The organism is Enterobacter sp. I4, assembly GCF_022669095.1.
GTDB lineage: Bacteria > Pseudomonadota > Gammaproteobacteria > Enterobacterales > Enterobacteriaceae > Enterobacter > Enterobacter pasteurii.
This window is the reverse complement of sequence record NZ_JALBUO010000003.1, coordinates 98,684-111,718: the sequence shown is the minus strand read 5'-3', so window position 1 is coordinate 111,718 and position 13,035 is coordinate 98,684. Positions and strand designations below refer to the sequence as shown.

Annotated in this window: 10 protein-coding genes; 8 read left to right on the top strand and 2 right to left on the bottom strand. The window is 58.7% G+C overall.

Going from position 1 to position 13,035, the window contains the following annotated elements:
- The first annotated feature begins 12 nt into the window (after positions 1 to 12).
- The 7 genes from MOQ06_RS19755 to flgL all read left to right on the top strand — a co-directional run bounded on the left by MOQ06_RS19755 (position 13) and on the right by flgL (position 7,069).
- Entirely contained in the window at positions 13 to 768 is a 756-nt protein-coding gene (locus tag MOQ06_RS19755; RefSeq protein ID WP_148421749.1) for a flagellar basal body rod protein FlgF, read from the top strand.
- Between the two features lie 11 nt (positions 769 to 779).
- A complete protein-coding gene (gene flgG / locus MOQ06_RS19750) occupies positions 780 to 1,562 on the top strand; it encodes a flagellar basal-body rod protein FlgG (RefSeq protein ID WP_000625853.1) in 783 nt (260 codons plus the stop codon).
- A 57-nt stretch (positions 1,563 to 1,619) separates the two neighbouring features.
- A complete protein-coding gene (flgH, locus tag MOQ06_RS19745) occupies positions 1,620 to 2,318 on the top strand; it encodes a flagellar basal body L-ring protein FlgH (protein ID WP_003857987.1) in 699 nt (232 codons plus the stop codon).
- A 12-nt stretch (positions 2,319 to 2,330) separates the two neighbouring features.
- Positions 2,331 to 3,428, top strand: a complete 1,098-nt coding sequence (locus MOQ06_RS19740) for a flagellar basal body P-ring protein FlgI (RefSeq protein WP_193356301.1) — start codon at positions 2,331 to 2,333, stop codon at positions 3,426 to 3,428.
- On the top strand, positions 3,429 to 4,382 hold the full coding sequence (gene flgJ / locus MOQ06_RS19735; RefSeq protein WP_148421747.1) for a flagellar assembly peptidoglycan hydrolase FlgJ: 954 nt from the start codon (positions 3,429 to 3,431) through the stop codon (positions 4,380 to 4,382). It abuts the gene before it with no gap.
- A 75-nt stretch (positions 4,383 to 4,457) separates the two neighbouring features.
- Positions 4,458 to 6,101: a flagellar hook-associated protein FlgK gene (gene flgK / locus MOQ06_RS19730; protein WP_193356300.1), complete on the top strand. Its 1,644-nt coding sequence runs from the start codon at positions 4,458 to 4,460 to the stop codon at positions 6,099 to 6,101.
- 14 nt (positions 6,102 to 6,115) lie between these two features.
- Positions 6,116 to 7,069, top strand: a complete 954-nt coding sequence (flgL, locus tag MOQ06_RS19725; protein WP_242174527.1) for a flagellar hook-associated protein FlgL — start codon at positions 6,116 to 6,118, stop codon at positions 7,067 to 7,069.
- A 77-nt stretch (positions 7,070 to 7,146) separates the two neighbouring features.
- Here flgL and MOQ06_RS19720 read toward each other — a convergent pair whose 3' ends face one another.
- Entirely contained in the window at positions 7,147 to 8,361 is a 1,215-nt protein-coding gene (locus MOQ06_RS19720) for an MFS transporter (RefSeq protein WP_148421744.1), read from the bottom strand.
- A gap of 94 nt (positions 8,362 to 8,455) precedes the next feature.
- Between MOQ06_RS19720 and MOQ06_RS19715 the strand changes: the two genes are divergently transcribed.
- Positions 8,456 to 9,409: a LysR family transcriptional regulator gene (locus MOQ06_RS19715; RefSeq protein ID WP_242174525.1), complete on the top strand. Its 954-nt coding sequence runs from the start codon at positions 8,456 to 8,458 to the stop codon at positions 9,407 to 9,409.
- A 41-nt stretch (positions 9,410 to 9,450) separates the two neighbouring features.
- Here MOQ06_RS19715 and rne read toward each other — a convergent pair whose 3' ends face one another.
- Complete coding sequence (gene rne, locus MOQ06_RS19710) at positions 9,451 to 12,576, bottom strand: ribonuclease E (RefSeq protein WP_242174524.1); 3,126 nt, start codon at positions 12,574 to 12,576, stop codon at positions 9,451 to 9,453.
- Between the last annotated feature and the right edge of the window lie 459 nt (positions 12,577 to 13,035).

The following is a 13,035-nucleotide window of genomic DNA, read 5'->3' as shown; positions in this document are numbered from 1 at the left end:
CGGGAAAGCGCAATGGATCACGCAATATATACAGCGATGGGCGCGGCAAGCCAGACGCTCAATCAGCAGGCTGTTACCGCCAGCAACCTGGCGAACGCCTCAACGCCTGGCTTTCGTGCCCAGCTTAACGCCCTGCGCGCGGTGCCGGTAGAAGGTCTGACGCTACCGACGCGTACGCTGGTGACCGCCTCCACGCCGGGCGCCGACATGACGCCGGGCCAGATGGATTACACCGCGCGTCCGCTGGACGTTGCCCTTCAGCAGGACGGCTGGCTGGCGGTGCAGACGCCTGACGGCGGGGAAGGTTATACCCGTAACGGCAATATTCAGGTGAGCGCCACCGGACAGCTGACGATTCAGGGTCATCCGGTTATGGGCGAAGCGGGGCCGCTGACGGTGCCCGAAGGGTCAGAGCTGACCATTGCGGCAGACGGGACGATCTCGGCGTTAAATCCGGGCGACCCGGCCAACACCGTTGCGCCCGTTGGTCGCCTCAAGCTGGTGAAAGCGGAAGGCAATGAAGTGCAGCGTGGCGATGACGGGATGTTCCGTCTGACCCAGGCGGCCCAGGCCGCCCGCGGTGCGACGTTACAGGCCGACCCGACCATCCGCGTGATGTCCGGCGTGCTGGAAGGCAGTAACGTCAAACCGGTAGAAGCCATGACCGACATGATCGCCAGCGCCCGTCGCTTTGAAATGCAGATGAAGATCATCAGCAGCGTCAATGAAAACGCGGGCAAGGCTAACCAACTTCTGGCTATCAGCTAACAGGACTCATTATGATCAGTTCTTTATGGATCGCGAAAACCGGTCTGGACGCCCAGCAAACCAACATGGATGTGATTGCCAACAACCTGGCAAACGTCAGCACCAACGGTTTCAAGCGCCAGCGTGCGGTTTTCGAAGATTTGCTTTACCAAACGATTCGTCAGCCGGGGGCGCAGTCATCCGAGCAAACCACGCTGCCGTCCGGTCTGCAAATCGGTACCGGCGTGCGCCCGGTTGCCACCGAGCGTCTGCACAGCCAGGGTAACCTGTCCCAGACCAACAACAGTAAAGACGTTGCTATTAAAGGCCAGGGCTTCTTCCAGGTCCAGCTGCCGGACGGCACCTCTGCCTACACGCGCGATGGCTCCTTCCAGGTGGATCAGAACGGCCAGCTGGTGACGGCGGGCGGTTTCCAGGTTCAGCCTGCGATCACCATTCCGGCGAACGCCCTGAGCATTACCATTGGTCGTGACGGCATCGTGAGCGTGACTCAGCAGGGCCAGGCGGCACCGGTTCAGGTTGGCCAGCTCAACCTGACGACCTTCATGAACGATACCGGCCTCGAAAGCATCGGCGAGAACCTCTACACCGAAACGCAATCCTCCGGTACGCCAAATGAAAGTACTCCGGGCCTGAACGGTGCGGGGCTGCTGTACCAGGGGTATGTAGAAACCTCGAACGTCAACGTGGCGGAAGAGCTGGTGAATATGATCCAGGTTCAGCGCGCGTATGAAATTAACAGTAAAGCAGTGTCGACGACCGACCAGATGCTGCAAAAACTGACGCAACTCTAAGGCGTAGCCCGGTGCGGTAAACGCCGCACCGGCTCCCTGTTTTCGAAGATGAAGGCAATGCAAAAAAACGCGGCGTTTCGTTATCCGATACTGACAGTTCTGGCCGTCACCCTCAGCGGGTGTGCCTGGATCCCGTCTAAACCATTGGTACAGGGTGCGACTACCGCCCAACCCGTTCCCGGCCCCGCGCCGGTGGTGAACGGCTCCATTTTCCAGACCGCGCAGCCGATTAACTACGGCTATCAGCCGCTGTTTGAAGACCGTCGTCCGCGTAACGTTGGCGATACGCTGACCATTGTGCTGCAGGAAAACGTCAGCGCGAGCAAGAGCTCGTCGGCGAACGCCAGCCGCGACGGCAAAACCAATTTTGGCTTCGACACCGTACCGCGCTATCTGCAGGGTCTGTTCGGCAACGCCCGTGCGGACGTGGAAGCCTCTGGCGGCAACACCTTTAACGGTAAAGGCGGGGCGAACGCCAGCAATACCTTCAGCGGCACGCTGACGGTAACGGTTGACCAGGTTCTGGTGAACGGCAACCTGCACGTGGTGGGTGAAAAACAGATCGCCATTAACCAGGGCACGGAATTCATTCGCTTCTCCGGTGTGGTTAACCCTCGTACCATCAGCGGCACCAACACCGTACCGTCCACCCAGGTGGCGGATGCGCGCATTGAATACGTCGGCAACGGCTATATCAACGAGGCGCAAAATATGGGCTGGCTGCAGCGCTTCTTCCTTAACCTATCGCCGATGTAAGCGAGGTGACCTATGTATAAATTTCTCTTCGCCGTGGCGCTGTCGCTGGTTGCAGCCGTTGCGCAGGCCGACCGCATTCGCGATCTCACCAGCGTCCAGGGCGTGCGTGAAAACTCCCTGATTGGCTATGGCCTGGTGGTGGGGCTTGACGGTACCGGTGACCAGACGACCCAGACGCCGTTCACCACCCAGAGCCTGAACAACATGCTCTCCCAGCTCGGTATTACCGTACCGGCCGGGACCAATATGCAGTTGAAAAACGTGGCGGCCGTGATGGTGACCGCGTCTTATCCGGCCTTTGCGCGCCAGGGACAGACCATTGACGTGGTGGTCTCGTCTATGGGTAACGCCAAAAGCCTGCGCGGCGGCACGCTGCTGATGACCCCGCTGAAGGGCGTCGACAGCCAGGTGTACGCCCTGGCGCAGGGCAATATTCTGGTTGGCGGGGCAGGCGCGTCGGCGGGCGGCAGCAGCGTGCAGGTGAACCAGCTGAACGGTGGACGCATTACCAACGGCGCGATCATCGAACGCGAACTGCCGACCCAGTTCGGCACCGGCAACACCATTAACCTGCAGCTGAATACAGAAGACTTCACGATGGCGCAGCAGATCGCTGACACCATCAACCGCAGCCGCGGCTACGGCAGCGCCACCGCGCTGGATGCCCGCACCGTGCAGATCCGTACCTCTACAGGCAGCAGTAACCAGGTGCGAATGCTGGCCGATATCCAGAATATGGAAGTGAACGTACCGCTTCAGGACGCGAAAGTGATCATCAACTCCCGTACCGGCTCGGTGGTCATGAACCGTGAAGTGACGCTGGACAGCTGTGCCGTAGCGCAGGGTAACCTCTCCGTGACGGTTAACCGTTCCGCCAACGTCAGCCAGCCCGATACGCCGTTCGGCGGCGGCCAGACCGTGGTGACGCCGCAAACGCAGATTGATTTACGTCAGAGCGGCGGTTCGCTGCAGAGCGTGCGCTCCAGCGCCAACCTGAACAGCGTGGTGCGTGCCCTGAACGCGCTGGGTGCAACGCCAATGGATCTGATGTCCATCCTGCAATCCATGCAAAGCGCAGGCTGTCTGCGCGCCAAACTGGAAATCATCTAAATGCTGACCGATAGCAAACTGTTGACCAGTGCCGCCTGGGATGCCCAGTCGCTCAACGAGCTGAAGACCAAAGCAGGCCAGGATCCGGCGGCGAATATCCGCCCGGTCGCCCGCCAGGTGGAAGGCATGTTCGTGCAGATGATGCTGAAAAGCATGCGTGAAACGCTGCCGAAAGACGGCATGTTCAGCAGCGACTCCACGCGGCTTTACACCAGCATGTACGATCAGCAGATTGCCCAGCAGATGACCGCCGGTAAGGGGCTCGGCCTGGCGGACATGATTGTTAAGCAGACCGCAGCGGCGCAGGGGCTTCCGCCAGAGGAAGCCCCACAGCAGGTGCCGCTGAAGTTCGATCTGGAAAAGGTGACCAGTTATCAGAATCAGGCGCTGACGCAGATGGTGCGTAAGGCGATGCCGAAGCCGGCAGAGGCGCGTGGCGAACCCCTCTCCGGAGACAGCAAAGACTTCCTGGCGCAGCTTTCGCTGCCCGCCCGTCTCGCCAGCGAGGAGAGCGGCGTGCCGCACCACCTGATCCTGGCGCAGGCGGCGCTGGAGTCCGGCTGGGGCCAGCGGCAAATCCGCAGGGAAAACGGCGAGCCGAGCTTTAACATCTTTGGCGTGAAGGCCTCCTCAAGCTGGAAGGGGCCGACCACGGAAATCACCACCACCGAATATGAAAACGGTACGGCAGTGAAGGTGAAGGCCAAATTCCGCGTCTACAGCTCGTATCTGGAAGCCTTGTCGGATTATGTCGGCCTGCTGAGCCGAAATCCGCGCTACACCGCCGTAACGCAGGCGGCCACGCCGGAGCAGGGCGCACAGGCGTTGCAGAATGCCGGATACGCCACCGATCCTAACTATGCCCGCAAGCTGACCAGCATGATCCAGCAGCTGAAATCCATGTCCGAGAAGGTCAGCAAAGCCTATAGCGCCGATCTCGAAAATCTGTTCTGAAAGTTCTCAAGTCCCGGTGGAGGTTGCCGATAACCTTCATCAGGACTCGTGTCTGAACGTATAAAAGGAACCCCCATGTCCAGTTTGATTAACAGCGCCATGAGTGGCCTCAGTGCTGCCCAGTCGGCACTCAATACCGTCAGTAATAATATTTCAAGCTATAACGTGGCAGGTTATACCCGCCAGACTACCATCCTGGGGGCATCAAACAGCACCCTGACCGGCGGTGGCTGGGTGGGTAACGGAGTGTATGTCTCCGGTGTTCAGCGTGAATATGACGCCTTTATCACCAACCAGCTGCGCGCGGCGCAGAACCAGAGCAGCGGGCTGACCACGCGCTACCAGCAGATGTCAAAGATTGACGACGTGCTCTCGGATACCACCAACTCCGTTTCCAGCACGCTGCAGGATTTCTTCAAAAGCCTGCAAACCCTGGTGAGCAACGCCGAAGATCCGGCTGCCCGTCAGACGGTGCTGGGCAAGGCGGACGGGCTGGTAAACCAGTTCAAGGTTAACGATCAGTACCTCCGCGATCAGGATTCGCAGGTGAATACCGCGATTGCGACCAGCGTCGATCAGATCAACAACTACGCGCAGCAGATCGCCAACCTCAACGATCAGATTTCCCGTCTGACGGGCGTGGGGGCTGGCGCATCGCCAAACAACCTGCTCGATCAGCGCGATCAGCTGGTCAGCGAACTGAACAAGATTGTCGGCGTTGAGGTCTCTGTCCAGGACAGCGGTACCTATAACGTTTCGTTCGGCAACGGCTATAGCCTGGTTCAGGGCAGCAAGGCGAATCAGCTGGCAGCGGTAAGCTCCAGCGCAGACCCAACCCGCATCGCGGTGGCGTATGTTGATGAAGTCGCGGGCGCAATTGAAATTCCTGAAAAAGCGCTGAACACCGGATCGCTGGGCGGCCTGTTAACCTTCCGTTCGGAAGATCTGGATAAAGCGCGTAATACTCTCAACCAGCTGGCGCTGGCCTTTGCCGATGCGATGAATACCCAGCATGAAAAGGGCTTTGATGCCAACGGCGATCAGGGTAAAGCGCTGTTTAACATTGGCTCGCCTGCCGTGGTGAGCAACAGCAAAAACTCGTTGCCCGGCGCGAGCGTGACGGCGACCGTGGCGAAAAGCTCGGACGTGCAGGCGACCGATTACAGGCTCGAGTTTAACGGTACCGACTGGACGGTTACGCGTCTGGCTGACAAAACCTCCTTCAAGGCCACGCCGGATGCCAGCGGTAAGATGACCTTTGACGGCCTGACGGTGAACGTCTCCGGCACCGCCGCCCCTAAAGACAGCTTTATCGTCAAGCCGGTCGTTAACAGCATCGTCAACATGAGCGTGGCTATCTCTGATGAATCCCAGCTGGCGATGGCGGAAGCCGCTGACGGCGGCGAGAGCGATAACCGTAACGGCAAGGCGCTGGTGGATCTGCAAAACAGCAAAGTCGTTGGCGGCAACAAAACCTTCAACGACGCCTATGCCGCGCTGGTCAGTACCGTAGGCAGCACTACGGCATCGCTGAAAACCAGCAGCCAGACGAAAGCCAACGTGGTGACGCAGTTAAGCAACCAGCAGCAGTCTATCTCCGGGGTTAACCTCGACGAAGAGTACGGCAACCTGCAGCGCTACCAGCAGTATTACCTGGCGAATGCTCAGGTTCTGCAAACGGCCAATACGCTTTTTGACGCGTTAATCAATATTCGCTAAAGACGAGGTGAAAAATGCGTATTAGCACCCAAATGATGTACGAACAGAACATGCGTGGCATCACCGATTCCCAGAGCCGCTGGTTAGGCTTTGGCGAGCAGATGTCCACCGGTAAGCGCGTAAACCGTCCGTCTGACGATCCGATTGCGGCATCCCAGGCGGTGGTACTTTCTCAGGCGCAGTCCCAGAACAGCCAGTTTGCCCTTGCGCGCACCTTTGCCACGCAGAAAGTGTCCCTCGAAGAGAGCGTTCTCGGCCAGGTGAATAGCGCGATTCAGTCGGCGCAGGAGAAAATCGTGTACGCCGGCAACGGTTCATTAAGCGATAGCGACCGGGCCTCGCTGGCGAACGACTTGCAGGGTATTCGCGATCAGCTGATGAACCTGGCAAACAGCACTGACGGTAACGGCCGCTATATTTTTGCCGGATACAAAACGGATAAAGCGCCGTTCGATCAGGCTAACGGCGATTACAGCGGCGGCGATATCGGGATTTCTCAGCAGGTTGATTCCGCTCGCACGATGCAGATCGGCCATACCGGCACTGAAGTCTTTGACAGCTTTACCAGTAATGCCAAACCGGAACCCGCAGGCAGCACGCAGGAAACGAACCTGTTCAAAATTCTCGATACGGCGATTGCCGCGCTGAAAGACCCAATCGAGGGTGATGCTGCAAAAGCCGAGGCCCTGACGCAGAGTATTGATAAAGCTAACCGCGGCCTCAGCAACTCGCTGGACAACATACTGACGGTGCGCGCTGACCTGGGTACCAAACTGAACGAGCTGGACAAGCTGGATGCGCTGGGTGACGAGCGCGCGCTGGGGCAGACTCAGCAGATGAGCGACCTGGTTGACGTGGACTGGAACGCTGCGATTTCCTCCTACACCATGCAGCAGGCGGCGCTGCAGGCCTCGTACAAGGCCTTTAGCGATATGCAGGGTATGTCTTTGTTCCAGCTTAACAGATAAGACTCTCGCCTTTTGGAACATGCCATGAAACTGGGTATGTTTTGACTGCCCAACCCGCAGGGGTTGGGCATTTTTTTTTATACACCTTCAGCCTGCGCAGACGTCACCCGGGCGCTTTCTACCAGCCTGATGACCAGCGCAATCGCGCCGCACAGGGTTGCCAGCGCCACCACGCCAGACCAGCCTGCCAGGGTATAGATATTGCTGCCTAATGCCGAACCCAGCGCCATCCCGATAAAGACGACGGTAAACAGCAGGGCGTTAAGGCGTCCACGCGCCTGCGGCTCAAGGCTATAAACCAGATTCTGGTGCGCCACGAGGCTGGACTGCAAGCCGAGATCGAAACCGACAGCGGAAAGGGCTATTAGGATCAGCTGGCCATGTACGCCCAGCGCCGGCATCAGGAACATCAGGGCAAACGAGACGGTCACCAGCGCGGCACCCAGCTGGGTTACTTTACCGGCACCCAGCTTATCGGCCAGGCCTCCTGCCAGCGGTGCGGCCAGCGCCCCGGCGGCTCCGGCAATACCAAACCCACCCGCCACGGCGCTGCCGAGGTGATAACGTTCCAGCAGCATCACCGCCAGCGTCGACCAGAACGCGCTAAAGGCAATCGACAGAAAACCCTGTGCCAGTGCGGCCCGACGCAGCGCCGGGTAGCGACGCCAGAGGTGCTCCATAGAGCGCAGAAGGGCCGGATAGCTCAGCGTGGAGTGAACGGCAAAGCGGGGAAGCACGGCCCACATCACCACACCGACAAACGCAATGCTTGCGGCAGCCAGCTGGTACATCACCCGCCAGCCAAAGGCTTCACCCACCACGCCGCTTACGGTCCGGGAGAGCAGAATGCCCAACAGCAGGCCGGTCATCACCGTGCCGACGGTTTTTCCCTGCTTCCCTTCGGGTGCCAGGATCGCCGCGGCGGGGACGATGTCCTGCGCCATGGTGGCGGCCATGCCGATCAGCAGGCTGGCGAGCAGCAGGGAGTGCAGCTGTCCTGTCAGGCTACAGGCCAGCAGGAACAGCGCCAGGGCCGCGCTTTTTATCAGAATTAACGTCCTGCGGTCATGGCGATCGCCGAGCGGTAACAGGAACAGGATCCCTAAGGCGTAACCCGCCTGCGTAAGCGTCGGCACCATGCCCATTCCTTCGATGCTCAGGTGCAGGTCTGCGCCCATCAGCGGCAGCAGAGGCTGGGCATAATAGATGGATGCCACGCTGAAGCCAGCCCCGAGCGCCAGCATTAAGATTACCCAGCGGCTTACGGCCCGGGCGGCAGTTGTTGTGTTCATATGACGTTCCTCATTCATCGTGTGGGGCTATTTTTTCTCACTACGCCTTGCGGCGCTAGCGGGCACGGTGGTAAAACGCTTATACGTTGGACGTATGGTGCGTTGGAATATGAAAAGAGCTGAGCGTATAGACAGGGTGGAACTGATGCGGACGTTTGTACGTATCGTTGAGGCAGGATCGCTTTCCGCCGCGGCGCGCCAGCTGGCGACAACCCAGGCCACGGTAAGCCGGCGACTACAGTCGCTTGAGACAATGCTTGGGGTGCGCCTGATGCTGCGAACCACCCACACGATGCGGCTGACCGATGACGGCGAACGCTGCTATCAGCACGCGCGCCGGGTCATTGACAGCTGGCTGGCGCTGGAAGATGAGGTGGGGCAGTCGGAGGATGAACCGGTGGGGGTGCTGCGGGTGCGGGCACCGCACGCGTTTGGTCAGGATCAGCTTCTGAAACCATTAACCGAATTTTTGCAGCGCTATCCGCTACTTTCCATTGAGTGGCTGCTCAACGATCGGTCAGCTGATTTTCTCGGGGACAATCTCGACTGCGCTATCCGGGTGGGCGCTGAGGTCGATCCGGCAACCGTATCCGTGTTGCTGGCCGAAGTGCCGCGCTCGGTGGTGGCTTCACCGGAGTTACTGGCCCGCTTTCCGGCGGTTAATACGCCGGAAGATTTGCAGCAGCTTCCCTGGATTGCCATCAGCTCCTTTTACCAGCGCCATGTGGAGCTTTTCCATGATGCCTCCCCGGTACCGGCGCGGGTAGCCATTACGCCACGCCTGAGCACCGACAGCCTGTACGTGGCACGCAACACGGCGCTAACCGGGCTTGGCGTGGCGGTTGTATCCAGCTGGACGGTTCAGGATGATATTCGGGAAGGGCGCCTGGTGCATTTGTTGCCGGAGTGGCAACCGGCGGCGTTACCGGTACATCTGGTTTATCCGTGGTCTCGTTATTATCCGGCGCGCCTGCGGCGCTTTCTTGAGATGATGCGCCAGATAATGCCGGAGTTGACGGGGATGAGAAAGCCCGTGCAGCAGCCATAAAAAAAGCCGACCCGGAGGTCGGCTTTCTGACTTAGCGTGCGTTATTCCACGGACTGCGGACGGGTAGCTGGTGCAGTAGCCTTATGCGTTGCGCTATGGCCACCGGCAGCACCTTTACCTTCGAAGTTGAATTCCGGGCGTACCCAGTCGCTATGGCGCGGCGCTTCAGGCACATACTCTGGTGCCGGCGCGCGGGTCATCGGTGCCGTTGCAACGTGCGCAGGCGCTGGTGCGGCGACAGCTTCAACCGGAGCTGGCTTCACTTCAGGCGCTTTCGCTTCTTCGACAACAGGCTCAACCTGAATCTCGACGTCCTGAACCACCTCTTCGGTAACCGTTTCGACAGCAGCGTCTGCGGTTTCTTCCACTGCTGGTGCAGGCTCAGCGTGCTCCGCTACCTCTTCAGCCACTACGGCATCTTCTTCGGCAATAATCTGCGGTGCGGCATCAACCGGCGCAGCAATAACTTCAGGATGGGTAGTTTCAACTTCCACAGCCTGAGGCTCTGTCGTTTCTACAGCCTGAGGTTCAACCACGGTTGCCGCTTCAGTCACGACTTCTTCTGCCGCTACTACCGGTGCAATTACCTCTTCGGTCACAGCCTGTTCTTCAACAGCCTGCTCCGGACGAGCAACCGGATAGCGGATCCAGACCTTACCGGAGGCCATTTCAGGCGACGCACACGCCACGGTCAGCGGCATCGGTGACTGGGTAGGGTAACGCTCGTCACGATAGCGACGACGACGCTGGCCGCTAACGCGCAGATGACGCGGAGAACGGCGTGAGCGACGCGGCATACCCGCGTTGTCGCGGTTTTCACCGCTTTCGTCCTGCTCAACCTGATTTTCTACCACCGCAGGCAGATCGACTTTCGCCACCTGCGTACCGGTTGCGCTGTCCGCTGCTTCAACCGCGACAACGGCGATTTCTTCAGCCTGAACTTCGCCCACGCGCACCTTCTGTGCGAGCTGGCGCTGCTTGCGACGCGGCATAACCTGCGTGCGCTCTTCCTGCTCGGCTTCCTGCTGTTCAACAGGCGCTTCGCGGTTCAGGCTTTTAACTTCCTGCTGCGCCTGGCGCTTCTCGTCGTTACGGCGACGGTTACGCTCGCGGCGCGGCTGCTGCTCGTCACGCGGTTTGCTCTTCTCGGACTCGTCGCCCGCCTGCTGGCGAATTTCACGATCTTCAACATTCTGCTGTTGCTTCTCGCGACGGTTGCGACGGTTGTCCTCGCGCTGCTCGCGGCCTTCGTTGTTGTCGGAACGATTGTCACGGCGTTCATTACGATCGCCACGCTCATTGCGCTCATTGCGGTCGTTGCGGTCGCGACGATTGTTCTGACGCTTGCGGCGTTCCTGCTGACGCTCTGGCTTCGCTTCTTTCGGTGCCTCTTTCGGCTGCTCAGGTTGCGCTTCTTCGCCAGCGAACATCTTCTTCAGCGCACCGAAGAGGCGGCTCAGGAGACCAGGCTGCTCAGGCTGCGCTTTTGGCGCGGCAGGGGCAGCTTTTTGCTCAGCCGGTTTGGCTGCCGGTTTTTCCAGCGTCGCTTCCGGCGGGGCTTCAGGCATGATGAAGGTCGCTAAAGCCGGCTGCTCGGGCAGTTTACGCTCGGCAGGCTCCTCATCGGATGGCAGTGCCATCTCTTCTTCATGCAGCTTAGGCAGCAGGTAGCTGAGGGTGCTTGTCTCTTCACCTTTACGGACACGCAGCACGTGATAGTGCGGAGTCTGCATCTCGTCGTTTGGCACGATGATGCAGCGAACGCCGCCCTGGCGCGCTTCGATTGCGCTTACCGCCGCACGTTTTTCGTTCAGCAGGTAAGAAGCAATTGGCACCGGAACGATGGCGTGAACCTCTTTGGTGTTCTCCTTCAGCGCTTCTTCTTCAATCAGACGCAGAATGGAGAGGGAGAGAGATTCGTTGTCACGCACGGTACCCGTACCGGAACAGCGTGGGCAGACGTGATGGCTGGATTCGCCGAGTGACGGGCTGAGGCGCTGGCGGGACATCTCCAGCAGGCCAAAGCGGGAAATATGGCTGATCTGAATACGCGCACGATCCTGGCGAACGGCTTCACGCAGGCGGTTTTCAACCGCACGCTGGTGGCGAACCGGGGTCATGTCGATGAAGTCGATGACGATCAGACCGCCCAGGTCGCGCAGGCGAAGCTGGCGGGCAATTTCATCAGCGGCTTCAAGGTTGGTGTTGAAGGCGGTCTCTTCGATATCGCCGCCGCGGGTTGCACGCGCGGAGTTGATGTCGATGGCGGTCAGCGCTTCGGTTGTATCGATAACGATAGAGCCGCCGGATGGCAGACGCACTTCACGCTGGAAGGCCGACTCGATCTGGGATTCAATTTGATAGTGGCTGAACAGCGGGATTTCACCGGTGTACAGTTTGATTTTGCTGGTGAAATCCGGACGGCCCAGCGCGGCGATGTGCTGGCGAGCCAGCTCAAGCACTTTCGGGTTATCAATCAGGATTTCCCCGATGTCCTGACGCAGGTAATCGCGGAAGGCACGCACGATGACGTTGCTTTCCTGGTGGATAAGGAACGGAGCAGGGCGGCTTTCCGCCGCTTTCTTAATGGCTTCCCAGTGCTTCAGGCGGAAGCTCAGGTCCCACTGCAATGCTTCGGCAGATTTGCCGACGCCTGCGGTGCGCACGATAAGCCCCATGCCGTCCGGCAGCTCAAGGCTTGCCAGCGCTTCTTTCAGCTCGGTACGGTCATCACCTTCGATACGGCGTGAGATACCACCCGCACGCGGGTTGTTTGGCATCAGTACCAGATAGCTTCCTGCCAGACTGATAAAGGTGGTCAGTGCGGCACCTTTGTTGCCGCGCTCTTCTTTATCGATCTGAACGATAACTTCCTGACCTTCACGCAGAACATCTTTAATGTTCGGACGGCCATGGGAGCTGTAGTTTGCAGGAAAATATTCGCGGGCGATTTCTTTAAGAGGAAGGAAACCATGACGCTCAGCACCGTAATCGACAAATGCAGCCTCAAGGCTTGGTTCAATGCGGGTGATTTTACCTTTGTAAATGTTCGCTTTTTTCTGTTCGTGTCCAGGACTTTCGATATCCAGATCGTACAGGCGCTGCCCATCCACAAGGGCGACACGCAACTCTTCTTGCTGAGTTGCGTTGATTAACATTCTTTTCATCGTAACTTACTCGTTATTCTTACATTGACGACAAAGCTGCGGGCAAGGTGACGCTTTCCGGGGTATGAACCGATGGCCTCGTGTCTATTCACGTCGCCAACCTCACGGTTGTCGCTCGCTTAAGAGGCGCAGAGTGTCGGTTGCCCGTGTTTCATACGGAAACACAGCGCAATTATCAGGGGAATTGCCTGGGAAAACTCTCCAGAGAACAATCCTTATACCGGGAAGTACTGCAACCCGCAGCCCGCTAACTGCCTGAAAGATCAATACGTCTTACGCCATTGCTGCGTGGATGATCGGTCAGACAAAATTGGTCATTCCGTCGACATCCTTACAAAACCCGGATTTAACGCGGAAAACGGATTCATTATTCCACTGCTCGCCGGGTTATAGCAAGATGACTTTTACCAATTATCACCCGGTTACTCACAGTTTCTTCACTTCAACGAGGCGATTGGT